Source organism: Priestia sp. MDV22-iso46, from assembly GCF_058629175.1.
This window is the reverse complement of record NZ_JBZVWT010000017.1, coordinates 1-24688: the sequence shown is the minus strand read 5'-3', so window position 1 is coordinate 24688 and position 24688 is coordinate 1. Positions and strand designations below refer to the sequence as shown.

27 protein-coding genes and 9 tRNA genes are annotated in these 24688 nt (G+C 38.3%); 31 read left to right on the top strand and 5 right to left on the bottom strand.

Annotation, left to right across the window (positions count from 1 at the left end):
* Positions 1-123: 123 nt before the first annotated feature.
* From AC4NPH_RS29590 to AC4NPH_RS29580, 3 genes are all read left to right on the top strand, one after another.
* Positions 124-1236 carry an acyltransferase gene (locus tag AC4NPH_RS29590; protein ID WP_057274105.1) on the top strand — a complete coding sequence of 371 codons (1113 nt, stop codon included), beginning with the start codon at positions 124-126 and terminating at the stop codon, positions 1234-1236.
* 145 nt (positions 1237-1381) lie between these two features.
* Entirely contained in the window at positions 1382-2059 is a 678-nt protein-coding gene (locus AC4NPH_RS29585; protein ID WP_013054991.1) for a response regulator transcription factor, read from the top strand.
* Complete coding sequence (locus tag AC4NPH_RS29580; RefSeq protein ID WP_308334671.1) at positions 2052-3287, top strand: sensor histidine kinase; 1236 nt, start codon at positions 2052-2054, stop codon at positions 3285-3287. The genes AC4NPH_RS29585 and AC4NPH_RS29580 overlap by 8 nt, the downstream gene beginning before the upstream one ends.
* Before the next feature lie 16 nt (positions 3288-3303).
* On the opposite strand, the gene AC4NPH_RS29575 is transcribed toward AC4NPH_RS29580, so the two are convergent.
* From AC4NPH_RS29575 to AC4NPH_RS29565, 3 genes are read right to left on the bottom strand one after another with little or no spacing between them, the layout of a single operon-like run.
* The gene (locus AC4NPH_RS29575; protein ID WP_192101323.1) at positions 3304-4191 is read right to left on the bottom strand and encodes an RnfABCDGE type electron transport complex subunit D; all 888 of its coding nucleotides are present in this window, start codon (positions 4189-4191) and stop codon (positions 3304-3306) included.
* A complete protein-coding gene (locus AC4NPH_RS29570) occupies positions 4175-5107 on the bottom strand; it encodes an FAD:protein FMN transferase (RefSeq protein WP_308334670.1) in 933 nt (310 codons plus the stop codon). Before AC4NPH_RS29570 ends, AC4NPH_RS29575 begins: the two co-directional genes overlap by 17 nt.
* A gap of 11 nt (positions 5108-5118) precedes the next feature.
* Complete coding sequence (locus AC4NPH_RS29565) at positions 5119-5631, bottom strand: FMN-binding protein (RefSeq protein ID WP_308334669.1); 513 nt, start codon at positions 5629-5631, stop codon at positions 5119-5121.
* Positions 5632-5924: 293 nt separating this feature from the next.
* On the opposite strand from AC4NPH_RS29565, the gene AC4NPH_RS29560 reads away from it, so the two are divergent.
* The 4 genes from AC4NPH_RS29560 to uvsE all read left to right on the top strand — a co-directional run bounded on the left by AC4NPH_RS29560 (position 5925) and on the right by uvsE (position 11260).
* The gene (locus tag AC4NPH_RS29560; protein WP_013054995.1) at positions 5925-7007 is read left to right on the top strand and encodes a D-alanine--D-alanine ligase; all 1083 of its coding nucleotides are present in this window, start codon (positions 5925-5927) and stop codon (positions 7005-7007) included.
* A 96-nt stretch (positions 7008-7103) separates the two neighbouring features.
* Positions 7104-8486: a UDP-N-acetylmuramoyl-tripeptide--D-alanyl-D-alanine ligase gene (locus AC4NPH_RS29555; protein WP_057274102.1), complete on the top strand. Its 1383-nt coding sequence runs from the start codon at positions 7104-7106 to the stop codon at positions 8484-8486.
* Between the two features lie 196 nt (positions 8487-8682).
* Entirely contained in the window at positions 8683-10194 is a 1512-nt protein-coding gene (gene cshA / locus AC4NPH_RS29550) for a degradosome RNA helicase CshA (RefSeq protein WP_013054997.1), read from the top strand.
* Positions 10195-10288: 94 nt separating this feature from the next.
* Positions 10289-11260, top strand: coding sequence for a UV DNA damage repair endonuclease UvsE (uvsE, locus tag AC4NPH_RS29545; RefSeq protein ID WP_035439664.1), 972 nt, complete (start codon positions 10289-10291; stop codon positions 11258-11260).
* Between the two features lie 8 nt (positions 11261-11268).
* Here uvsE and AC4NPH_RS29540 read toward each other — a convergent pair whose 3' ends face one another.
* A complete protein-coding gene (locus AC4NPH_RS29540; protein WP_013054999.1) occupies positions 11269-11871 on the bottom strand; it encodes a rhomboid family intramembrane serine protease in 603 nt (200 codons plus the stop codon).
* Positions 11872-11935: 64 nt separating this feature from the next.
* Between AC4NPH_RS29540 and acpS the strand changes: the two genes are divergently transcribed.
* From acpS to AC4NPH_RS29470, 14 genes are all read left to right on the top strand, one after another.
* A complete protein-coding gene (acpS, locus tag AC4NPH_RS29535; RefSeq protein ID WP_013055000.1) occupies positions 11936-12301 on the top strand; it encodes a holo-ACP synthase in 366 nt (121 codons plus the stop codon).
* 58 nt (positions 12302-12359) lie between these two features.
* Positions 12360-13418, top strand: coding sequence for a LolA family protein (locus AC4NPH_RS29530; protein WP_013055001.1), 1059 nt, complete (start codon positions 12360-12362; stop codon positions 13416-13418).
* A 62-nt stretch (positions 13419-13480) separates the two neighbouring features.
* Positions 13481-14722, top strand: coding sequence for an alanine racemase (gene alr / locus AC4NPH_RS29525; RefSeq protein WP_406643764.1), 1242 nt, complete (start codon positions 13481-13483; stop codon positions 14720-14722).
* 200 nt (positions 14723-14922) lie between these two features.
* Positions 14923-15204, top strand: a complete 282-nt coding sequence (locus tag AC4NPH_RS29520) for a CopG family ribbon-helix-helix protein (RefSeq protein WP_013055003.1) — start codon at positions 14923-14925, stop codon at positions 15202-15204.
* Positions 15205-15208: 4 nt separating this feature from the next.
* Positions 15209-15559, top strand: coding sequence for a type II toxin-antitoxin system endoribonuclease NdoA (gene ndoA, locus AC4NPH_RS29515; RefSeq protein ID WP_013055004.1), 351 nt, complete (start codon positions 15209-15211; stop codon positions 15557-15559).
* 157 nt (positions 15560-15716) lie between these two features.
* Entirely contained in the window at positions 15717-16553 is an 837-nt protein-coding gene (locus AC4NPH_RS29510) for an RsbT co-antagonist protein RsbRA (protein ID WP_013055005.1), read from the top strand.
* Between the two features lie 2 nt (positions 16554-16555).
* Positions 16556-16912: an STAS domain-containing protein gene (locus AC4NPH_RS29505; protein ID WP_013055006.1), complete on the top strand. Its 357-nt coding sequence runs from the start codon at positions 16556-16558 to the stop codon at positions 16910-16912.
* 3 nt (positions 16913-16915) lie between these two features.
* Positions 16916-17317, top strand: coding sequence for an anti-sigma regulatory factor (locus AC4NPH_RS29500; protein ID WP_013055007.1), 402 nt, complete (start codon positions 16916-16918; stop codon positions 17315-17317).
* Positions 17318-17330: 13 nt separating this feature from the next.
* Positions 17331-18341, top strand: a complete 1011-nt coding sequence (locus AC4NPH_RS29495) for a PP2C family protein-serine/threonine phosphatase (RefSeq protein WP_013055008.1) — start codon at positions 17331-17333, stop codon at positions 18339-18341.
* 59 nt (positions 18342-18400) lie between these two features.
* A complete protein-coding gene (locus AC4NPH_RS29490; protein WP_013055009.1) occupies positions 18401-18733 on the top strand; it encodes an anti-sigma factor antagonist in 333 nt (110 codons plus the stop codon).
* Positions 18730-19215 carry an anti-sigma B factor RsbW gene (rsbW, locus tag AC4NPH_RS29485; RefSeq protein WP_013055010.1) on the top strand — a complete coding sequence of 162 codons (486 nt, stop codon included), beginning with the start codon at positions 18730-18732 and terminating at the stop codon, positions 19213-19215. Before AC4NPH_RS29490 ends, rsbW begins: the two co-directional genes overlap by 4 nt.
* Positions 19181-19975, top strand: a complete 795-nt coding sequence (sigB, locus tag AC4NPH_RS29480; RefSeq protein WP_013055011.1) for an RNA polymerase sigma factor SigB — start codon at positions 19181-19183, stop codon at positions 19973-19975. Before rsbW ends, sigB begins: the two co-directional genes overlap by 35 nt.
* Positions 19975-20580, top strand: coding sequence for a PP2C family serine/threonine-protein phosphatase (locus AC4NPH_RS29475; RefSeq protein WP_013081423.1), 606 nt, complete (start codon positions 19975-19977; stop codon positions 20578-20580). The genes sigB and AC4NPH_RS29475 overlap by 1 nt, the downstream gene beginning before the upstream one ends.
* An 84-nt stretch (positions 20581-20664) precedes the next feature.
* Positions 20665-22839, top strand: coding sequence for a Tex family protein (locus AC4NPH_RS29470; RefSeq protein WP_057274099.1), 2175 nt, complete (start codon positions 20665-20667; stop codon positions 22837-22839).
* A 57-nt stretch (positions 22840-22896) separates the two neighbouring features.
* On the opposite strand, the gene cmpA is transcribed toward AC4NPH_RS29470, so the two are convergent.
* Entirely contained in the window at positions 22897-23013 is a 117-nt protein-coding gene (gene cmpA, locus AC4NPH_RS29465) for a cortex morphogenetic protein CmpA (protein WP_013055014.1), read from the bottom strand.
* Between the two features lie 109 nt (positions 23014-23122).
* On the opposite strand from cmpA, the gene AC4NPH_RS29460 reads away from it, so the two are divergent.
* The 10 genes from AC4NPH_RS29460 (at position 23123) to AC4NPH_RS29415 (ending at position 24527) form a co-directional block, all read left to right on the top strand.
* A complete protein-coding gene (locus AC4NPH_RS29460; RefSeq protein ID WP_013055015.1) occupies positions 23123-23572 on the top strand; it encodes a SprT family protein in 450 nt (149 codons plus the stop codon).
* Between the two features lie 134 nt (positions 23573-23706).
* Positions 23707-23781, top strand: a tRNA-Asn gene (locus AC4NPH_RS29455).
* 3 nt (positions 23782-23784) lie between these two features.
* A tRNA-Ser gene (locus tag AC4NPH_RS29450) sits at positions 23785-23875 on the top strand.
* 9 nt (positions 23876-23884) lie between these two features.
* Positions 23885-23959: transfer RNA gene (locus AC4NPH_RS29445), tRNA-Glu, on the top strand.
* Positions 23960-23982: 23 nt separating this feature from the next.
* A tRNA-Val gene (locus tag AC4NPH_RS29440) sits at positions 23983-24058 on the top strand.
* Positions 24059-24086: 28 nt separating this feature from the next.
* Positions 24087-24162: transfer RNA gene (locus AC4NPH_RS29435), tRNA-Asp, on the top strand.
* 10 nt (positions 24163-24172) lie between these two features.
* A tRNA-Gln gene (locus AC4NPH_RS29430) sits at positions 24173-24247 on the top strand.
* Positions 24248-24251: 4 nt separating this feature from the next.
* Positions 24252-24324: transfer RNA gene (locus AC4NPH_RS29425), tRNA-Lys, on the top strand.
* A gap of 12 nt (positions 24325-24336) precedes the next feature.
* A tRNA-Leu gene (locus tag AC4NPH_RS29420) sits at positions 24337-24419 on the top strand.
* Between the two features lie 22 nt (positions 24420-24441).
* Positions 24442-24527, top strand: a tRNA-Leu gene (locus AC4NPH_RS29415).
* The last annotated feature ends 161 nt before the right edge of the window (positions 24528-24688 follow it).

Genomic DNA, 24688 nt, shown 5'->3' with positions numbered 1-24688 from the left:
AAGCTAATAACATTTATTTTATGTTATTAGCTTTTTTATTTGTAAAACGGGAAAGATAAGAAAAAATTGAATGTTCTATTATTCATCTAGAATTTATATTTCACATTATATAGGAGAGAAAAAGTGAAGCAAAAACAAAAGCAGCATATTCAATCCATTTATTTTTTACGATTATTCGCTATGATGATGGTTGTGCTCGTACATGTAACAGCAGCATATGCAACGGTACTGCCATTTGCAAGCGAAGCTTATCAGAAATATCATTTTCTTAACCGAATTGTTCGAATTGAAGCAGGGATCTTTATTGTGATCACAGGTTTGGTTTTCTTTTATAGTTATATTAACAAGCCTTTAACAAAGACTTTATGGAAAACGTATTATGCTCGAAGAGTGACATATATTTTGGTTCCCTATATTATTTGGGCACTTATTTATGAATTTTATTCGTACTATGTAGGAGCAACAGAATTAAATGCAGCTGATATTGTGAAACGTATTTTACGCGGAGAGTCCTACTATCAGCTTCATTTTATCTTTTTAATTGTACAAGTTTATCTCGTGCTGCCTGTTTTTGTATGGCTAGCACAAAAAGTAACCATTTTTAAAAAATACATGTGGCTGTTTGGCATTATCATTCAGCTTGGTTATTTAATGCTTAACAATACGTATCATATCACTTCATTTAATTTATTTTTAAATACAATGGCTACGTTTTTACTCGGCGGTTGGATTGGCATTTATTATCGTGAGCAAGTGGATAAAAAGTACAGTCGTTCGAATATTGTATTATTTCTAGTGACGCTCGGATCGGGAATAGCTATTTCACTGTTAAATTATCACTTGTACACAATGAAGACAATCCAAATTTCAGGCTTTACGTATGAGGCTGTTAATACGCTTTATTTGGTCGCTGGAAGTTACTTCTTCTTCCGAATTGCAGAGATATTAGCTGAAAAGCTTTCTGTGAAGTCTGTGACGATTGTTAAAAATATTGCCATGTACTCGTTTGGATTTTACTTGATTCACCCAATGGTTTTAAACTTTGTGGCAAAAGCAGTACCAATACAAGGCAACTACATGTTTCACTTTGAAATCTTGGCACGCTATATTCTAACATTAGCGGGCTGTTACCTCATCATTTGGGGATGTCATCGTCTTTTACCGTTTGCTAGCTTTTTGTTTGGTAAACTGCCAAAAGAAGCGGTGTTCATTTACCGACGTCCGGATCATAAATAGCGTTTAGTTAAAAGTTATGTCTGCTTGCAGGCATAACTTTTTTTATAAAGTATAAGAGATGATAACACGCTAGTTTTAAAATATTTTTAAAAGTGACATGCTAAGATAATGCTTACTTAGGTACTCACAAAAGGGGGAGTTTGATATGCGTGTACTTGTGGTAGAAGATGATGCTTCATTATTACACGGTATCGTAGAAGGCTTAAAAGAAGAAGGATATGAAGTTGATTGTGCGTCTGAAGGAGATGAAGGTTTGTTTTTAGCAGAGCAGAATATTTATGATGCCTTGATTTTAGATATTATGCTGCCGGGTATGACAGGGCTTGACATACTAAAAAAGCTAAGAAAACAAAAGGTGCTGACGAAAGTTATTTTTCTCACTGCAAAAGATAGTGTAGAAGATCGAGTGAAAGGGCTCGATTATGGAGCTGATGATTATTTGGTTAAGCCTTTTGCTATGGCTGAACTTTTTGCAAGGTTAAGGGTGATGCTCAGAGACTTGCAGGCAGAAGAAGGCATGATTTCATATGGTCCCATTTCTATACGAGAAGCCAATCATGAAGTTATGATAAATGGGAGTGCCCTAACGTTAACGATTAAAGAATTTCAGCTTTTGGAATACTTTATTCGAAATAAAGAACAAATCCTTATTCGAGATCAAATTTTTAATCGGGTATGGGGATTTACATCTGACGTAGGAGTGGGTGTAGTAGATGTCTATGTTCACCATTTAAGAAAGAAGCTTCAGCCTTTTAATTGTGACGGTTATGTACGTACAGTGAGAGGCGTAGGCTTTATGTTAAAAGGGGAAGAGCATGTTTAAAAAGACGAGAATCAGGCTTGTGTTATTTAACACAATCGTGCTGATGGTTATTTTGAGCATTTTTAGTTTAGTTTTATATGTTTATATGCAGCATGTTATTTTTTTAAATCCAGACAATCGGTTAAGTGAGATGAGCGAGCAAGTTAAAAAAAGAAACTTACATGAAATTCAGGAAAACAATGAGAGAGAAACAGAAAGACGCGTTGCGTTTTTACTTTGGAGCAGTGATAAAAAACTAATCAAAATCACACCTAAAAAAGGTTTATATACAAACGATATTGACGACTTTAAGCCTGCGCTCTCAGAAGGAAAAACCCAAACGTCGCAAGAGGTAAACGGTCATGCTTATCGAGTGATGAATGTGAAAAACGAAGGATATATAAAAGACCAAGACGTTTCAACGATTCAACTTGTCTTAAACGTAGATCCAGAAACTCAAACCTTAGAGCACCTTGCTTTTCTTCTTATCATTTCAGCGTTTATTGGACTGCTTCTTTCGCTTGTAGCTGGCTTGTTTTTAGCTAATCGAGCGCTTGTACCTATACAAAAGTCGTGGAACAAACAGGTCGAATTTATTGCAGATGCTTCCCATGAGTTAAGAACGCCTCTTTCCGTGATGCAAACGCATCTCGAGCTATTGTTTAGACGACCAAATCATACGATCGAGCAAGAAAGCGAAAATATTTATCAAAGCTTAAACGAAGTGAAGCGGATGACGAAGCTGGTGGGTAACTTACTAACACTGGCTAGATCTGATTCAAATGCGCAGCTGCTAAACAAAACGGTCTTTAATATGGGCGAGCTGGTTGATAAAGTAGCTAATCAATTTGAGCCCATATTTGAACTAAAGGGGCTACACTTCACAAGGGAAATTGAATCGTTAATGTGCGGAGGAGATCAAGAAAGACTTCATCAGCTATGTATGATTTTATTAGATAACGCTTTTAAATACACCCCATCTGGAGAAAGCATTCACATCTGTCTAAAGAAACACCATCACTCTATGACGTTAATCGTTAGGGACACAGGCGTTGGAATTGAAGCGAAAGATCTTCCTTATGTGTTTGATCGCTTTTATCGAAGTGATAAGAGCCGAGCACGTGCCGAAGGAGGGTCAGGTTTAGGTCTCGCGATTGCCAAATGGATTGTACAAGCTCATGACGGAGAAATTAAGGTTTTTAGCCAAAAAAACGTGGGTACGGAATTTCATGTGAAAATTCCGCTATGAAAAAAGCTGCCTATTATCAGGCAGCTTTTTTCATCACTTTTTTGTTGGCAGTCTTCCACGCTTTCCATGCATTAGCAAGTAACAGGCCAATTAATAAATAGGCAAGGCCGCCAAAAACTAAGTAATCTACAGCGCTAATCGCCCCCGCAAGCAGTCCGAATTTTATTTGGTCTTTATACTTGGCAGGAGAAGTTGGCGGATCAGCCACCATGAAGAAGGCTAAAAATAAAGCGGAATTGACAAAAGGAGCTCGTAAAGCATCCGCTACATCGCCTACTCCTATTAATGACATAATCGTAAAAATAGCAAAATACACGCCCAAAAAAGCAAATACTTGAGGGAATTTATTTACCTTGCTGGTCACAAGGTACCCCGTCACAAACACGAATACAATGAGCCATACGGGTAGTAAAGATAAGCTTCCCCACCAGCTTTGGCCGTTTGAAAAGACAATAAGTGAAAAGAGAAGACCAAAAGCGGCAGGGTTAAAAATAGGCTTCTTTTTTACTTTTACTAAGTGCTTCGATAAAATCGCAACAGCTACAGTGCAAAATGTGACCCAAGCAGGTGTGGAGGTGCTGAGCACTAAGGCAATAATTAATCCAGTAATAATTCCGCCGTCAGGAAGCTGAATTTTCTTTTTATAGGCAAAAGAAAATCCTAAATCTAAGGCGGCTGCCGAGCATACGGCAAGCAGTAGGTGTCCTAATCCTTGAAAGGCAGAAGAGTTGAATTCACCTAATAAGGTTAAAAGCAGCAGCATAGCCATCACGTATCTTTTTGGTGTTTTAACTAGCTGCGCCCAAGGGCTTATTTCTTTTGGTTTGTTTTCATCTACAATAATATAACCTTTTGGTGTACTAATATATTTAACACCGCTTCTTCGTTCAGAACGTGTGGTCATAATTCATTAATTCCTCCATATCTGATGTAAAAAAAGGAGTGAAACTAGAATCGAAGAGTACGCCGCCTATGTCGGCATCATTCAATAAATTTATTCCTTTTTCCGCTCCTAAAATAAAAGCTGACGTAGATAATGCATCGGCCAGCATGGCAGAAGGAGAAATAGCTGTACAACTCAGTAGACTGCTTCCAGTGGATGGAGATAAGGGATTAACCAAATGATGCATGAATGGTTGCGTCTTATTTTTTCTAGCATAATTTCCTGATGTGCAGACAGCCGTATCTGTTACACGTAAAGTCAGTAATGACTGCGTTTGAATTCCAGGGTGCTGAATCCCGACTTTCCATAACTCTCCGTGTTGATTGCGTCCTTTAACTAGGATGTCTCCTCCTGCATTAATCATAAAATGCTGATAAGGAAGGGAGCGGGTAGCCAAATCAATCGCCAACCCTTTGGCGACCGCTCCAAGATCTATAATCATCGGTTTTTGTAAACAAACCGTTTTTTTATGTGTATCCAATACGATATCTTTATAACTTCCAGAATCGACTGCTTCGTCCACTTGTACGGGCTTTCCATATAAGTAGTGTTCGTTAAAACCGCGGTTTTCTAATTGTTTTCCTACCGTTGGGTCAAAGATTCCATTTGTTTCATTTGCTACTAAGACAGCGAAATGAAGGGCTTCAAATAATAGAGGACTAACAGAAACGGGTTCTTTGACATGTCTAATTAGTTTCATAACTTCGCTTTTGGCATCAAATCGACTGCACGTCGTTTCAACGGTTTTAAAAATAGTAAATGCCTTTGAGATGTGGTGAAGGACATTTGCCTCATCTGATTGCGGAGCAATTACTTGAATGGACACGGTTGTTCCCATACATAAGACAGAGCGGCTATACGTTTTTATGGACATCATTCGTTTCTCCTTTATGCATTCATTGCTTGCTGAAGTGCGTCGTCCACGGCATTTTGAAAATCTTCTGTACTAAGCGTTGCTCCGCTCACGACGTCGACATCTGAGCTTTGTCTTTGTACGACTTGAGTCGGAAGGCCCTCAATGTAACTTTCCGAATAGTGAGTATCCGCTTCTGTAATTTCAACGGTATCAATTCGGTCGTTTTTAATGGTCACGGATACGTAGACCGTTCCGATACGGTTGCTTCCTTGGCCAGAATACGTTCCATCTTTGTATTTTGTTTTAGGAGCAGAACTTTCGGCACTCGCTGATGAATTGTTCTCATTAGATGAAGCAATATCTTCTCCCCAGTTGTCATTGACAATCGTTTGATTGTCTGTCTGATCTGTCGTTTTCTTCTGATGATGAGCAGGTGTGACTTGAACAGCTTGTGCATCAGATAGAGTGTTTATATAACCAGTTGCATAAATACTTCCAATGGCTACGCTGCATGCAGCAATCATCTTCTTTCCCATTTTACTCATGTTTGTTGAACCTCCTGTTTTGTACCAGAACTATAGTTTCGATTATTGATGGTTGTCTTTAGCATAAATAAACTTTACAAATAAACTTTTAAAAAAGATTTAAAATCAAGAAAGTTTTTTCAAAAATAAATGGGCCAAAGGAAAAGATGATTCTAAATAATAAAGGTAGGCGATGGAATTTCTTTCACAAGCCTAGCTATTTTGACATACGTAATAATAGTTAATATTTCTGTTTACTATCTAAACGTGCATGATAAAATAGAAAAGATGAATATGTGTTAGGAGGAACATCAGTGAAAATTAAGCTTGGCCTTTTATACGGAGGAAAATCCGCTGAACATAAAGTATCTTTACAAACAGCTCTAGCAGTTTCAAAAGCAATTAACCACGATAAATATGAAGTGCATCCAATTTACATTACAGAAACAGGAAAGTGGATTCGCGGCACACAGCTGACTGGTCCGCTTGAAACAGTTGCTCAATTAGAAATTCAAGATAACGGAACTGCTATTTCACCAGTTTCATTGAATACGGAAATGTTTGCATTAACAGATTCAAAAACAGATGATCAGCTAGATGTTATTTTCCCACTTCTTCATGGTCCAAATGGAGAAGATGGTACGGTACAAGGATTATTAGAATTATTGAATATTCCTTATGTTGGAAACGGTGTATTAGCTTCAGCAGCTGGTATGGATAAAGTTGTAATGAAGCAGCTGTTTGCACAGGCAGGTCTGCCTCAAGTAGAGTACGTATCATTTATCCGCCGCGAGTGGGAAGCAGATCGAACGGCTGCTTATGAAAAAGTAGAAACACTTGGATACCCTTGCTTTGTTAAACCAGCAAACTTAGGTTCAAGCGTTGGGATTAGCAAATGTGATAACCGCGAAGAGTTAGAAGCGGCATTTGTTGAAGCTTTCTTATTCGATCGGAAAATCATTGTAGAAGCAGCAGCAGTTGGTCGTGAAGTTGAAATTGGTGTGTTAGGGAATGATGAAGCAGCTTGTTCAGTAGTTGGAGAAATCTTACCTAAAAAAGCGTTTTACGATTACAAAGCCAAATATGAAGACGGCGATACAGGTCTTATTATTCCAGCTGAAATTACAGAAGAACAGCATCAAGAAATGTCAGCACTAGCAATCAAAGCATTTAAAGCAATCGATGGATCTGGTCTTGTACGTGCAGATTTCTTCTTAACATCAGAAGGTAAATTCATTATTAATGAAGTGAATACGATGCCTGGTTTTACACCTTTCAGTATGTTCCCGTTATTGTGGAAACACGCAGGTGTTGAATATCCAGATTTAATTGAAAAACTTGTATCACTAGCAATTGAACGTCATACCGAAAAGCAGCAAATTAAACACACAATGTAACTCACACAACACTATTCATCATGAATAGTGTTTCTGTGTTTAGTTTCAATTAATGTTATCCATAGTTTACTTTATATCGAGAGGAGCAAACCAACAATGATTAAACGTACGCTTAAACAGCTAGCTACAATGATTCCAGGAAGTGTATTTCATAGCGGGAACGAAGCAGCTGTAATTGAGGGAGTCTCAATTGATACGAGAACCATTCAGCAAGGTAATTTATATATCCCAATCAAAGGGGAACGTTTTAACGGGCATACATTTGTTCATAAAGCAATTGAAAACGGAGCGGTCGCTACACTGTGGAACAAAGATGAAGAAAATCCACCGACAGACATTAGTGTTATTTTAGTCGATGATACGCTAGTAGCTCTTCAGCAATTAGCGAAATCTTATCGTCACGAGTTAGATATTAAAGTAGTGGGCATTACAGGAAGTAACGGAAAAACAACGGCAAAAGACATGGTGAAAGCTGTGCTCGATACAACTTACCGTGTGCTGAAAACAGATGGAAACTTTAATAATCACATTGGCATGCCGCTTACTATTTTGCGTTTAGATGAAACTCATGATATTGCAGTTTTAGAAATGGGCATGAGCAGCCGAGGGGAAATTGAGTTTCTTTCTAATTTAGCGGAGCCTGATGTGGCCATTATTACAAATATCGGAGAATCGCACCTTCAAGACTTAGGAAGCCGTGATGGAATTGCAGAGGCAAAATTAGAAATTACAAGCGGCTTAGCGCCAACAGGTCAGCTTGTCTATAATGGTGATGAGCCACTTTTAACGTCGCGCGTTGTTAATCCAGTATTTGAAACGGTGACATTTGGCAGCTCAGAACAAAACGATTTGTATCCAAGTGCTATTTCAGCTGAAGAGTTAGGCACAACATTCACTGTTTCACGTGAAACAACATATTCATTCTTTATCCCGGTATTAGGTAAACATAATGTTCACAATGCGCTTTCTGCTATTGCGGTAGGTCATTATTTTGGACTAGACAATGAAACAATCGCTAAGGGATTAAAAGAATTAAAGCTAACCAATATGCGTATGGAGCTCGTGAAAAGAACAGATGGCCTGACCTTCATTAATGACGCATATAATGCAAGCCCAACGTCCGTTAAAGCTGCTATCACGTTGATGCATGATTTAGAAGGCTATAAGCAAAAAATTCTTGTTCTCGGCGATATGCTTGAATTAGGTGATCAGGAAAAAGAGTTCCACAAAGAAGTGGGAGAGTTTATTCAAGCAGAAAAAATTGATTATGTTCTAACATACGGCCCCTTATCTGTTGAAATTGAGCAAGGAGCAAAAAATAATTTTGCAGAAGATAAGGTAATGCACTTTGAGGAGAAAGATGAGCTTGTTAAAAAATTAACAGCGATTACAACAAGAGAAGATGTGGTTTTAGTGAAAGCATCTCGAGGGATGAAGCTTGAGGAAGTTATCTCAAAAATGATGCATAAATTACCGTGATATTAAAAAGAGTATAAGTAAGCTCTATTGCAAACGGAAAGCCATAGTGTTATGATGTAGTCTGAGTGTCTTGAGGCGCTTATACTCTAAACGTTGAATTTATTGAAGTAGTCGTTTAGAGCATTTTCCGTTTCCTCGGAGAATGCTTTTTTTTGTAAAATATAGATAGTCTAAATATAAAAGGAGTTTGAAAAACTTGGCATTATTTCAAGATTTAGGATTAAGTCAACAGCTTAATAAAGCTGTGAGTAAAATGGGTTTTGAAGAAGCAACACCAATTCAATCAGAAACTATCCCATTAGCACTAGAAGGTCACGATTTGATCGGACAAGCACAAACAGGAACAGGGAAAACAGCGGCATTTGGTATTCCTCTTATTGAAAAAGTTGATGTAAACGTAGATGCAATTCAAGGGTTAATTATTGCTCCTACTCGTGAACTTGCTGTACAGGTATCTGAAGAACTTTACAAAATTGGTCAAACAAAGCGCGTACGCGTGCTATCAATTTACGGTGGTCAAGATATCAGTCGTCAAATTCGTGCATTGAAAAAGCACCCTCATATCATCGTAGGGACACCAGGGCGTATGCTAGATCATATTAATCGTCGTACACTTCGTCTACAAGATGTTCATACAGTTATTTTAGATGAAGCAGATGAAATGTTAAACATGGGATTCATCGAAGACATTGAAAAAATCTTATCAAACGTACCTGAGAACCACCAAACACTTTTATTCTCAGCAACAATGCCTACTCCAATCCGTCGCATTGCTGAAAAATTCATGAACGAACCAAAAGTGGTAAAAGTAAAAGCAAAAGAAGTAACGATGCCAAACATTACGCAGTATTATTTAGAAGTACAAGAAAAGCGTAAATTTGATATCCTTACTCGTCTTTTAGATATGCAATCACCTGAATTAGCTATTATCTTTGGTCGTACAAAGCGCCGTGTTGATGAGTTATCAGAAGCATTAAATATGCGTGGTTATTCTGCACAAGGTATCCACGGTGACTTGACGCAATCGAAACGTCTATCTGTACTACGTCAATTTAAAGAAGGTTCTATTGATGTATTAGTTGCGACGGACGTAGCTGCACGCGGACTTGATATTTCTGGTGTTACTCATGTATACAACTTTGATATCCCTCAAGATCCAGAGAGCTATGTACACCGTATCGGACGTACAGGACGTGCTGGTAAAATGGGTGCTGCTATGACATTTGTAACGCCAAGAGAAACTGGACAGTTACACAATATTGAGCGTACAACAAAACGTAAAATGGAGCGTCTTACTCCTCCAACGCTTGATGAAGCAATGGAAGGTCAACAGCGTATTGCAGCTGACAAATTAACAGAATCTGTGACACAAGGCAACTTATCTTACTACAAACAGTTGGCAGAAGAGTTACTTGAAGAGCACGATTCAGTTTCATTAGTGGCAGCAGCAATCAAATTATTTACAAAAGAACCAAACGAATCACCAATTCAATTAACTGCTGAACCACCGGTAATTGCAAAAGGTGATAAAAACAAACGTGGAAATGGCGGAGGTCGTTCACGTTCTAACTCTAAAAACTACTCACAGCAAAATCGTCGTGGAAACTCAAAGCGTTTTGGTGACAAGCGTCGCGGTGGAAGCAACGGCAGTGATAATAGAAATCGTAATAGCAGCAGTAATCGTAAAGATTCTCGCAGCAAAGCGTAAAATAAAAACGAGCCTTAACAGGCTCGTTTTTTTATGTGTTAATTGCTATTTTATTGGTGCACACTATGAGTAAAATAAAATGGGGTGTTCACTGATGTCGACCATTGTTCGGTTAGGTTATGTGGCGATGAGCGTTCATTTGGAAAATAGTTCTCCTTCTCAAACAATGACTTTTGCACAATTTCAGCGTGTGAAAGACCATGAAGCGGCCATTCGCAAGCTCGAACGTATTGCAATATCCAACTTAGAAAACTGCTTACGGTTATTAAAACATAATGCGTGGAGTGAAATTGAGTTTTTTCGATTCAGTTCTAAGTTAATTCCATTAGCTAACCATGAGGCGCTAAAAGATTGGAACTACATAGCTCCTTTAAAGGATGCTCTTCAGCGTATTTCTGTATTTTTGAAGGAACATCCAATGCGAGTAGATTTTCACCCGGATCATTTTGTTGTTTTAAACTCAACGGATAAAGAGGTTTTTAAGCATTCTATCCAAACTCTTCGCATGCATCAAAAGTTGCTAAAAGGAATGGACATTCCGCTTAAAAATCGCTGTGTTTTACATGTTGGAGGGGCTTATAATGATAAAGAAAAAGCACTGGAGCAGTTTATTCATAATTGGGGGCTTGTACCTCAATCCCTTCAGCAAATGATTATGTTAGAAAACGACGATACAACCTTTCATATAAAGGACGTCTTGTATTTATGTGAAAAACTAAATGTCCCAATCATTTTTGATCTTCATCATCATCAGGCAAACAATGATGAAACTTCATGGCAAGAGCATTGGGACCGTATCATTAGAACGTGGGAACAGGAAACGCTTCCTCTAAAAATGCATATATCTAGTCCTAAAAGTGATAAAGAATTTAGAGCCCATGCAGATTATATCGATGTCAATGGGTTTTACAGCTTTTTAAAAGAAGTAAATGGAACGATACCGCAAATTGATTGCATGATTGAAGCTAAGAAAAAAGATGAAGCGCTCTTTCAGTTAGTAAGAGACTTGAAGTCTTATGAAGATGTGGAATTTATTAACTCATCCACTTTTTATATTAAATCTTAAAGCAGGCCTCATATCTGTGGCTTGTTTTTCTGTTTGAACGCGAGAAAAGCGAGAAGAAATCCAGCAATACCTCCAACGAAATGAGCTGTGTTGTTGGTTCCTGGCGTTAGCAGACCTGAAAGTAATCCAATAATTAAAAAGACGACAATGATTTGCTGGTTACTTTGAGAAAGCATATGCTTTTGTTTTATTACAAGGTAGAGGTAAAACCCAAGCAGCCCGAAAATGGCACCGGATGCACCCACATGGCTGTAAAAAGAAGATTGGATTAAAAATGTAACGATATTTCCAAGCAATCCACACGTAAGGTAGAATAGAAGAAACTTATAAGAAGAAAGAATACGCTCAGCACCTGGCCCTAACAAGAACAATGAAAATGAGTTAAAAAGAAGGTGTGAAAAGCTTAGATGCAAAAAGATAGGTGTGAAAAGTCGCCAGTAGTCTCCTTGAGAAATTAAGCTATTCACACCAATAAGCTGATGTATAAAAGATTCTGCAAGGTGTGAGGGAAGAGCGGCAAGTAACCATAGCGCAATGTGGATGCAGATAAGCGTGAAGGTAACAGGGTAAAAACGTTTAAATTCAGCTGCATTTTCTGTGCGTACGAACATATTTGTCACTCCTTTTTATAAAGGCCTTTTTATATACTATTCTGTAAGAGAGGATTAAATGAAAATGATTATAGGAACTGGAATTGATATTACAGAGTTAGAGCGGATTGAAAAAATGGTGCAGCGTCAAAGTGCTTTTGTTACTCGGATTTTAACAAAAAATGAAAGAGAACGCTATGAAAAGCTATCAAGCCGACGTAAGGTCGAATTTTTAGCAGGAAGATTTGCTGTGAAGGAAGCATATTCGAAAGCTCTTGGAACAGGAATAGGAAAAGATTTCAGCTTCCAAGATATCGAAATCATGAATGATGAAAGAGGAAAGCCCTACATTGTTACAAAACAACCACTGGACGCGTCCGTACACGTATCTATTTCCCACAGTGCGCACTATGCGATTGCTCAAGTAATTATTGAACGCTTGTCAAGCTAGTCTGCATATTCACTATTTCTTGTTCATATATTCATAGTGTGGATAGGGGATACAAGATATGTTCTTGCTTCTCCGTTTAGCTGTGAATATACGAAATAAAGGAGTTGGGGAAATGCATAAAAAATGGATTGGCTTATTTGTTTGCGCCTTTTTTCTCTTAGCCTTATCAGCATGCGGTGAAAAAAGTCAGCAGGATGTAACAGATGCATTGGATGCCAAGGTACAAGAAATGGCGGGGTATAAATCAGATGCTAAGATGACATTGAATACAGGGAAAGATGCTCAAGTATACGATGTAGAGATTTGGCATAGTAAGCCTATGTATTATCGAGTGAATTTGAAAAATACAAAGAAAGATCAAAGCCAAATGATTTTGCGTAATGATGAAGGGGTTTTTGTTTTAACGCCTGCCTTAAATAAAAGCTTTCGTTTTCAAAGTGACTGGCCGCAAAATAGCAGCCAAGCTTATTTGTATGAATCCCTTGTCCAAGATATTGTGAAGGATGAAAAGGCAAGTTTTAAATCAACGGATAAGCATTATATTTTTGAAACAAAAACCAACTATCAAAATAGCACGATGCTTCCTAAACAAGAAATTACGCTGAACAAAAGTGATTTAGCGCCTGTTTCTGTTAAAATTATGGATACGGATAATAAAGTGTTAATAAAAGTTGATTTCTCTAAGGTGAAATTCGATTCTAAGTTTGATAAAGGGGCTTTTGATACAAAAAGAAACATGACAAGTGCAAAGATTGACGTTCCGACATTAGCTCAGCAGAAATCATTTAGCGTCCTTTATCCTAAGGATGTTCCAAAAGGTACAAAGCTGTCCAAGGAAAAGAAAATTGAGACGGAAAATGGCGAGAGAGTCGTTTTAATGTACAAAGGAGAAAAGCCGTTTACGCTTGTACAAGAAAAAGCGCAAGTAGCTAAAACAGCAACATCTACAGTTACTGCCGGAGAGCCATTTGATTTAGGTTTTACTGTGGGAGCTTTAACGGATAAAAGTCTATCTTGGACATATAATGGAGTAGACTTTATGCTGGCTTCTGATCAGCTAACACCAGATGAATTGAGTACAGTTGCTAGATCTGTGCAAAGTCAGATGGGAAAATAAGAGAAGCTTACAAGCCTGCATACATGTAGGCTTGTTCTTGCTTAATTTGAATAAAGATCGAGATGAAGTTTGGCTATAGATGTATTATACTAACAGAGGAAAGTACGTTTAGAATGGTTCTGAAAAAAGGAAGTGTCGTAGTAATGGATGCATTTTATAGAGAAACATGGGCAGAAATTGATGTAGAAGCCATTTTTCAAAATGTGAATCATGTAAGAGAACTGATACCGGGGCATAAAACGTTAATGGCCGTAGTGAAGGCGAATGCGTACGGGCATGGAGATAAAGAAGTAGCAGAGATTGCGCTTCAAGCTGGTGCTGATATGCTAGCTGTAGCTTTTTTGGATGAAGCTATTGCTCTTCGGAAAAAAGGGATAAAGGAATCCATTTTAGTATTAGGCGCCGTGCCTACCCTACACATTCAAACTGCATTGGAGTGGGATGTAACGGTCACTGCTTATAGCAAAGCTTGGATTGAAGAAGCGGCGTCCATTCTAGATGAAAACAGTCAGCTGCATATGCATTTAAAAATAGATACAGGCATGGGTCGCTTGGGAGTTAGAACAAAAGAAGAATTACACGAAACGATGAAGATCATCGCTTCTCATTCGGGATTCGTGCTGGATGGAGTGTTTACACACTTTGCAACAGCAGACGAGCTAAACTCGTCTTATTTTGAAGAACAATACACATTCTTTGAAGAAATGGTTCGAATTGTGAAAGAGTATAATTTTACACCTCCGATGATTCACTGTGCAAATAGCGCAGCCTTGCTTCGTCGTCCGAAAGATATCTTTAATGGCGTACGCTTAGGTATCTCTATGTATGGCTTGAGTCCTTCTGAGGAATTAAAAGAAGTCTTGCCAATTCCGTTAAAACAAGCTTTTTCGCTGCACAGCCGTATTGTGCATGTTAAAAAAGTCAAAAAAGGGAGTCATATCAGTTACGGAGCTACTTATGAAGCTAAAGAAGATGAATGGATTGCTACTATTCCAGTAGGATATGCAGACGGCTGGATTCGTAAATTAAGCAATTTTGAAGTATTAGTAGATGGAGTTAAAGTGCCAATTGTTGGTAGAATCTGCATGGATCAATTGATGATTAAATTACCTAAAATGTATAAAATGGGTACAAAAGTAACATTTATTGGAAAACAAAAAGGTGCTGAAATTACAATTGATGAAGTAGCGAAGCATCTTGAAACAATTAATTATGAAATCCCTTGCATGGTTGCAGCAAGGGTTCCGAGGGTTTATACAAGAGATTCGCAGCATATTGATGTTAATAATTATATCTTGCGCTGAATATACATCTTCCTGAGTCAACATAAAAAGTCTGCGAACAAAAGACAATAAAATAATAACTTCCATGCATAAAAGAGGGTATCAATTGACGATAATAGTGTAGAAATTGACAGAATTAACTTTCCATTAAAGCTAATCAATGTTATGATAAGGAAAGATGAGACTATTGGTGTGTGTATTGATGTTGGAGGTGTATGTTTGTGTCTGAAGCGAGCGCAACTACAGAAATCCTAGTAAGATTACCGAAAAATTTAGTATCGGAGCTCGATCTTATGGTTAAACAAGAAAATGGCAACCGAAGTGATTTTATTCACCAAGCAACAAAATTGTACCTTCGTGAGCGAAAAAAACGCCATATTCGCGAATCAATGAGACGTGGATATATGGAGATGGCAAAGATAAACTTAAATATTGCTTCCGAGGCTTTTCTAGCAGAGTATGAAGCTGATCATACTGTGGATCGTTTAGTAAGCGGGGGGTAATGACTTGGTAGTCAAACGTGGCGACGTTTATTTTGCTGACCTATCTCCTGTTGTTGGCTCAGAACAAGGAGGCGTTCGCCCTGTACTTGTCATTCAAAATGATATAGGCAATCGTTTTAGCCCAACTGTTATTGTAGCTGCGATCACTGCTCAAATTCAAAAGGCAAAGTTACCTACGCATGTTGAAATTGATGCAAAACGCTATGGATTTGAGCGAGATTCAGTTATTTTACTAGAACAAATTCGTACTATTGATAAACAGAGGCTAACAGACAAGATTACCCATTTAGATGATGAAATGATGGACAGAGTGGATGAAGCCTTGCAAATCAGTGTAGGACTTATCGACTTTTAGAATTATACTTCCATTTATACTAAGTTGCTCCTTTATGAGCAACTTTTTTAATTTGACTAGGAATAATCAGTAAACGTATATTGTAATAAGAAACGTTTTAAAAATGATAATATATATATAGATATAAATGAGTGTATTGACTCACAAGGAGGACCTCATGAATCAAGATTTATTCAATTATATACAAAATCATAAATCAGAAATTTTTGATCGATGGCTAGTGTTAATGAATGATGTGGAAACAGAGCGGATTAAAAATATTGTATCCGAGCAAGTGTACGTAAATGTAAGCTCTGATTTTGTAAATTTACTTTTGGCAAAAGCATTCCGTGATCAGGAAAATTTTGCAGAGGAACTAGAGGAAGTAGTAGGACGAGTTGTGAGTTTAGGATGGCCTCTTGCTTATTTGACACAGGGTGTACGTAACTTGGGTCACGTAGTGGTTGAAGGGTATGTAAACAGTGAACATGTGAAGGCTGACCAAACTCATTCTGAATTATTCTATCGGTTTGATAAGTGGTTAAGCCCTATTTATAACAAAATAGTAGAACAATACTCCAACTCGTGGGAAAATACAGTTATGTTGCAAAAAGTTGCACTTCAAGAATTGTCTGCTCCATTAATACCGGTATTTGATAAAATTACAGTAATGCCGCTTGTGGGAACAATTGACACTGATCGCGCTAAGAAAATTATGGAAAATTTATTACAAGGTGTCGTAAAGCACCGATCAGAGGTCGTATTAATAGATATTACCGGAGTACCAGTAGTGGATACGATGGTTGCCCATCATATCATTCAAGCTGCTGAAGCCGTACGTTTGGTTGGAGCCAAGTGTTTGTTAGTAGGAATTCGTCCGGAAATTGCTCAGACTATTGTGAACTTAGGTATTAACTTAAACGAAATTATTACGAAAAACTCATTAAAAAAAGGCGTAGAGTTTGCGTTAGAAATGACTGAGCGGAAAATAGTTGATATAGAATCGGAGGAATAAACGTGAGAATACCCATTTTGAAATTGTACGACTATTTATTGGTATCCATTCAATGGGAGCTGGATGATCAAACGGCTATTCAATTCCAAGAAGATTTGCTAAGTAAAATTCATCAAACTGGAGCAAAAGGAGTGGTAATCGATTTAACTTCAATTGATATGATCGATTCATTCATCGCAAAAGTGTTAGGTGACGTGGTTAGCATGTCTAATTTGATGGGGGCTAGAGTAGTATTAACAGGTATCCAGCCTGCAGTAGCTATTACACTTGTTGAGTTAGGGATTGGCCTAAATGATGTTCTTACTGCACTCGATTTAGAAAAAGGTCTTGAGAAACTCCAATCGGAATTGGGGGATTAGTATATGGAATTCCAATCCAGCGTAAAAATCGTAACAGAATGGGACATCGTAGCGGCACGCCAATTAGGTAGAAATGTGTCGAAAGAGCTAGGGTTTGGAACAGTTGACCAAGCTCGTATTACAACCGCCATTTCTGAATTAGCTCGTAATATTTACCTATATGCGGGTAAGGGTCAAATCTATATTGAGAAATTAAATCGTGGAGGAAAAAACGGTCTTCTTGTCGTAGCAACAGATGAAGGGCCAGGTATCCCCGACGTTCGCAAAGTAATGGAGGATGGATACTCAACATCGGGTGGACTAGGAGCTGGGCTTCCTGGGGTAAAACGATTGATGGATGAGTTTGACATCGAAACAAATGTCGGAGAAGGTACTGAGATTAAAGCAGTTAAGTGGCTCCGGTAGGAGGAAATAGATAATGTCTTTTGATAAAGAGATGAGAGATTTATACAAAGATATTTTGGGGAACTATATCCAAACACAAAATGAACAAATTTTGTATCAAGGACAAAAACTAAGTAGAAAATCTTTAGAGAATGAAATATCGCCAGAAGATATAGTGAGCATTCATAAAGAAGTGATTGAAGAAATTTATTCTGATATTCCAGAAAAAGTGCTGCATTCTCTGGACTTTTTACTTGAGGTAATGATTAGCTACGGTCTTGCTCTTCGTGAGCATCAAACATTAAAAAATAAGCAGCGGGAACTTCGTTCTGAGATTGAAGTTGCTGCTAACGTCCAGCAGACGCTGTTGGGGACAAAGGTTCCGGCTAGTTCAACTTTAGAAATTGGTGCGATTAGCGTACCGGCTAAACAGATGAACGGAGATTATTTTCACTTTGTAGAAGAAGAGCACGGTGGGTTAAGTATTGCCATTGCCGATGTGATCGGAAAAGGAATTCCAGCTGCAATGTGTATGTCTATGATCAAATATGCAATGGACAGCTTACCGGACTCAAGAAAAAATCCAAGTTATGTATTAGAGAACTTGAATAATATTGTAGAGCGAAACGTAGATCCAAGTATGTTTATTACGATGTTCTACGGAAGCTATAATCCCGAGACAAACTTATTTGATTATGCTTCTGCAGGGCATGAGCCAGGTTTTTATTATGATGCAAAAGCTGATTCATTTGAAGATTTGGAGGCAAAAGGACTCGTGCTAGGAGTCGATCGCCATGTGAAATATCTTCAGTATGAGCAGCAGCTTTCAAAAGGCGATATGATTGTTCTGTTAACAGATGGCGTAACAGAATGCAGAACTGAAGAAGGATTTATTGAAAGATTGGACATCATAAAATTAATTCGAAAATACATGCATTTGTCTCCTCAAGAAATTGTAGAATCTGTATATAAAGAGCTGGAAAAATTACAGCATTTTCAATTGAGGGATGACTTTACATTGATTATTTTGAAGAGTTTAGTTTAAGTATTCTAAAAAAGGGTACAAAAAAGATAGCACAAAATTAGAGGGGGTCTACTAATACGATGAATTTAAAAATAGATATACAAAAGGACGGTCAAGCATATCGTATTAAGCTGGCTGGAGAGATTGACGCATATACAGCACCTAAGCTAAAAGAAAAGTTCATGGAAATTACTGAACATACTGAACCGGAAATTATAGTCGATTTAACCGATGTATCATACATGGATAGTACAGGACTAGGTGTATTTATTGCATTGTTAAAAGCCAATAAGAAAAATAACGGCTCTTTGAAATTTGTTGGTGTATCAGAGCGCATCAAGCGCTTATTTGATATTACGGGCCTCACAGACATTTTAAACGTGAATTCACAAGTAGAAGGTGGCGTAAAATGAAACAGCCTTATGACTTTGTTGAGATGAAGATTCCTGCTAAGCCAGACTACGTAGCGATTATTCGACTGACGCTGTCTGGTGTAGCGAACCGGATGGGTTTTTCTTATGATGAAATTGAAGATATGAAAATTGCTGTGAGTGAGGCATGTACGAATGCCGTGCAGCATGCTTACAAGAATGAAGAAAATGGTGAAGTGAGAGTAGGTTTTGGTTTATTTGATGACCGTTTAGAAATCATGGTGGTCGATAAAGGTGAAAGTTTTAATTTTGAAGAGCTTAAGGAACATATAGGACCTTATGAAACATCAAAAGAAGTTGAATTTCTTCCTGAAGGTGGACTTGGTTTATATTTAATTGAAACACTAATGGACGAAGTGAAAATGGTCAATTCAAAAGGTGTAACGCTAATGATGACTAAGTATGTGCAAAGAGAGCAGGTGGAGAGTGATGAAAACACAGTCTCAACCTATGAAATTAACTAAAGAACAGGTTCAGGAACGAATTGAGCGCTTTCAAAAAACGCAGGATGAAGAAGCACAAAGTGATCTAGTAGTACATTACAAGAACCTTGTTGAATCTATTGCACGTCGTTATTCAAAAGGCAGAAGCTTACATGAAGATATTGTGCAGGTAGGGATGCTAGGACTGTTAGGAGCTATTAGAAGGTATGATGCTTCATTTGGAAGAAGCTTTGAATCGTTTGCTGTTCCTACAATCATTGGAGAGATTAAGCGATTTTTACGCGATAAAACGTGGAGTGTTCACGTACCGCGCCGCATCAAAGAATTAGGTCCTAAAATTAAAGCAGCTGTCGAAGAGCTAACAACCCGTTTACAGCGATCTCCTCAAGTGAAAGAAATTGCTGATCATATCGGAGTGACAGAGGAAGAAATTTTAGAAACGATGGAGATGGGGCAAAGTTATCAAGCGTTGTCTGTTGATCATTCCATTGAAGCAGACTCTGATGGAAGTACTGTTACAATCCTTGATTTAGTAGGTGAACAAGAGTCGGGTTATGAGAAAACTGATCAGCGCTTAGTGTTAGAAAAGATTCTTCATGTATTAAGCGATAGAGAAAAAGAAGTGATTCGCTATACATTTATTGAAAATCTGAGTCAAAAAGATGCCGGTGAGAAGTTAGGGATTTCTCAAATGCATGTATCTCGACTGCAAAGAAGAGCTCTTGATAAGCTAAGGACTGCAGCTCGCTCAGATTCTAACGATTCGGAGTATATGTCGTGATGACAGTAGACCCTAATACAAAGTTGATTCAAACTCATATATACCAAGAGCCAAAGCAAGGGAACGTATGTTGTGGAGATAGTTACTATGTCAAAGAAACGGATGACTATTTTCTATGTGCAGTGGCAGATGGATTAGGAAGCGGTGAACAAGCTAGAGCCGCTTCTGTAGCTGTTACGGATGTAGCGAAAGCTCATCATCATCTAGATGTGGATGAAATCATTTCTAAGTGCAACAAAGCTACTCGACATACAAGAGGCGCGGCAGTAGCTATTTTGAAAATTGATAAAAAACATAACGAATTTCATTATACAAATGTAGGTAATATCCGCTTTTATCTGTATTCTCCGGAGGGGAAATTAACGTACCCTCTGCCAATTCAAGGTTTTTTATCAGGGAAAATTCAAAAGTTCCGCACACAAACCTTCCCATATGACTCCGGTTCTAAATTTTTGATTCATACAGATGGCTTAGAATTAAAAGAGATTAAATCTGTTTTTGCTAACTCGATGAATGTAGATCAATTGTCGACACGGCTACAGGCAGCAATTCGATCTCATAATGACGATATTACGTATATCGCTGGTCATCTTCCAACTGCATAGCCTTTCTTTTTAGCTCACATGTGTTATTGCATGTGAGTTTTGTTACAATAGAGACAAAGTTTCATTTAGGTAGGAGGATAAGCTGTGTCTGTTGCAACGAAATTAGATAATCAAATTGTTCAACGTGTAAGTAAAGAGGTGGAGATTTCACAAAAGCAAGTACAAAATGTAATTGCTTTAGTAGAAGACGGTAATACAGTTCCCTTTATTGCTCGATATAGAAAAGAACAAACTGGTGCTTTGGATGAAGTCCAAATCCGGAATATTTTAGATTCCTGGAACTACTTAATGAATTTAGAGGAGCGTAAAGAGGAAGTTCTTCGATTAATTGAAGAGCAAGGGAAATTAACTGAGGAACTGGCTGCTCAAATTCATCAAGCGAAGAAATTGCAGCAAGTAGAAGATTTATACCGCCCTTTTAAGCAAAAACGACGTACAAAAGCAACTGTAGCAAAAGAAAAAGGTCTTGAACCATTAGCAGAGTGGCTACTAAGTTTTCCACGTTCTGACGTGAAGAATGAAGCGCAAACATACATAAATGAAGAAGCGGGAGTTCAATCTTCTGACGAAGCTATTCAGGGAGCCCTAGACATTGTAGCGGAACAAATTTCTGACGAAGCATCTTACCGTCAATGGATTCGTACGACCACTGTAAAAGATGGCATAATTGTTACTTCAGTCAAAGATCCGGAAAAAGATGAAAAAAATATCTATGAAATGTACTACGAATATACAGAAGCGGTAAAGCGAATCGTTCCTCATCGTATCTTAGCTATGAATAGAGGAGAAAAAGACGGTATTTTAAAAGTGAGTATTGATGCGCCTACAGATCGTATTCTTTCATATTTACATAAACAAGTAATCAAAAAAAGGGATTCTTCAGCTGAAAGTTATATCATCTCAGCTATAGAAGATGCTTATAAACGCTTAATAGAACCATCTATTGAACGCGAAATCCGTAAAGAGCTATCAGAAAAAGCGGAAGAAAGAGCCATTCACATCTTTTCTGAAAACTTACGAAAACTTCTTCTCCAGCCTCCATTGAAAGGGAAAGTGGTATTAGGAGTAGATCCAGCTTTTCGAACAGGCTGCAAATTAGCTGTAGTAGATGAAACAGGCAAGGTATTAAAAATTGATGTTATTTATCCACATCCTCCTGTGAGAAAAGCAGCTGAAGCGCAAAATAAATTAAAGAAAATGTTCGCTGAATACCCTATTGAAGTAGTAGCCATTGGAAACGGAACGGCATCTCGCGAAACGGAGCAATTTGTAGCGGATGTTCTTAAAGAAATTGAAAACCCAGTTTATTATTTGATTGTGAATGAAGCGGGAGCAAGCGTATATTCGGCTTCTGATGTTGCTAGAGAGGAATTTCCTGATTTTCAAGTAGAAGAGCGAAGCGCTGTATCGATTGCCAGAAGGCTGCAAGATCCGCTGGCTGAACTTGTGAAAATCGATCCTAAGTCGGTAGGAGTAGGGCAGTATCAGCATGATGTGTCTCAAAAGCAATTAAATGATTCACTGACTTTTATTGTAGAGACAGTAGTAAATCAGGTAGGAGTAAATGCAAACACGGCTTCTGCTTCGCTTCTACAATACGTTGCTGGTCTAAATAAGACAGTTGCTCAAAACATTGTAAAATATCGGGATGAAAACGGAAAATTCTCTAACCGAAAACAGTTGAAGAAAATTCCGCGTCTAGGCGCTAAAACGTATGAGCAGTGTATTGGGTTTTTACGTATTATAGAAGGTGAAGAACCTTTAGACAGAACGGGTATCCATCCTGAAACGTATGGAGACGTTAAAAAGCTTTTAAAGAAGGCGGAAGTGAAAGAGACTGAGCTTGGAACGGAGAAAGTAAAAGAAGCATTAAAACATATTTCTTTACCTGAAATATCAGAAGAACTAAGTATAGGGGAGCTTACTTTAAAAGACATTATAGAAGCGCTCGTAAGACCGGAAAGAGATCCTCGTGATGAACTGCCAAAACCTTTGCTCCGTCAGGATATTTTGAAGTTAGAGGATCTTGCCAAAGGTATTCAGCTTGAAGGTACGGTGCGAAACGTCGTAGACTTCGGAGCGTTCATCGATATAGGAGTTAAGCAAGATGGTCTAGTCCATATTTCTAAATTAACGAATCGGTACGTTAAGCACCCCCTCGATGTCGTTTCAGTAGGAGATTTGGTGAATGTGTGGGTAGAAGACGTAGATATGAAAAAAGGAAGAGTCGCACTGACGATGATTCCGCCTCATCAATAATAAAATTGCCTTTTCAGAAAATCTGAAAAGGCAATTTTATTTGTAAAAAGAAGTGATTTAAGAAGCGGAATTATTTTTTTGATAAAAAAACCAACATTGATTGAGCAATTTTATTTGTGCACGGTCTTTTTCAGAATAAGCGCGCCTCATTTGTTTTTGTAGCCACATTGGCATAAGGACAATCACTCCTTTTCATTTATGATAAGGTGAATAGTGAGTATGTAATGAAGTGTATGCCCAAAGAGCTAGTCAGGTGATTTCATACAGTAGAGGAGTATATAAGATGAATGATAAGGATTTACAAATACTTGTAGAAGAAATTTCATTGAAGCTGTTTCACAAACCATTTCGTCATGAAGCCACTTTTAATTCTCGTTTACGTACGACAGGTGGAAGGTATTTATTACGTACATCTAATATAGAAGTAAACTACAAATACTTTGAACAATATGGCAGACAAGAAATAGTAGAAATTATTAAACATGAGCTCTGTCACTATCATTTGCATATTGAGGGGAAAGGGTATAAGCATGGAGATCAAGACTTTAAAAGGCTAATGAAAGAAGTAGGCGCCCCCCGCTTTTGTCAGGCATTGAAAAAAGAAAGTGATGGAAAGAAAAAAGAGCACATATATGTATGTATGCAGTGTGATCAAAAATATGTTCGAAAAAGAAAAGTGAACACGGTTAAATATGTTTGTGGAAAGTGTAAAGGTAAATTAAAAAAAATGTAGAAGATGCTTGACTAAAATAGATTGATTATGATAAATTAATAAAGCCGTCTCAAATAAACGGCAAAGAAATTACAAAAACTTATTGACATTAAATATAATGTCGATTACAATGTAAGAAGTCTGATGAATATTATTCCACAGTAGCTCAGTGGTAGAGCTATCGGCTGTTAACCGATCGGTCGTAGGTTCGAGTCCTACCTGTGGAGCCATATGGAGAAGTACTCAAGTGGCTGAAGAGGCGCCCCTGCTAAGGGTGTAGGTCGTGTAAGCGGCGCGAGGGTTCAAATCCCTCCTTCTCCGCCATTTTATAATGGCCCGTTGGTCAAGCGGTTAAGACACCGCCCTTTCACGGCGGTAACACGGGTTCGAATCCCGTACGGGTCACCATTGATTTTTATTTACATATTCGTGGAGGATTAGCTCAGCTGGGAGAGCACCTGCCTTACAAGCAGGGGGTCGGCGGTTCGATCCCGTCATCCTCCACCATTTGACTGTTTTATACATAATTTTGGATGGTCCCGTGGTGTAGCGGTTAACATGCCTGCCTGTCACGCAGGAGATCGCGGGTTCGATTCCCGTCGGGACCGCCATTTAAATTATTGGGCTATCGCCAAGCGGTAAGGCAACGGATTTTGATTCCGTCATGCGTTGGTTCGAATCCAGCTAGCCCAGCCATAAAGAGCCATTAGCTCAGTTGGTAGAGCATCTGACTTTTAATCAGAGGGTCGAAGGTTCGAGTCCTTCATGGCTCATTTTCATTTCTTGCGGGTGTGGCGGAATTGGCAGACGCGCTAGACTTAGGATCTAGTGTCTTTACGACGTGGGGGTTCAAGTCCCTTCACCCGCATCTTATTCATTTTATGTATTTAGCGGTCGTGGCGGAATGGCAGACGCGCTAGGTTGAGGGCCTAGTGGGGGCGACCCCGTGGAGGTTCAAGTCCTCTCGGCCGCACCAAAAAAACTTTTTAAAAAAGTGTTGACATAAGAAAATAGAAATGATATTATAATAAAGTCGCCAAAACAACGGCGGTAAACATCATAAGAAGCGCCCGTAGCTCAATTGGATAGAGCGTTTGACTACGGATCAAAAGGTTAGGGGTTCGACTCCTCTCGGGC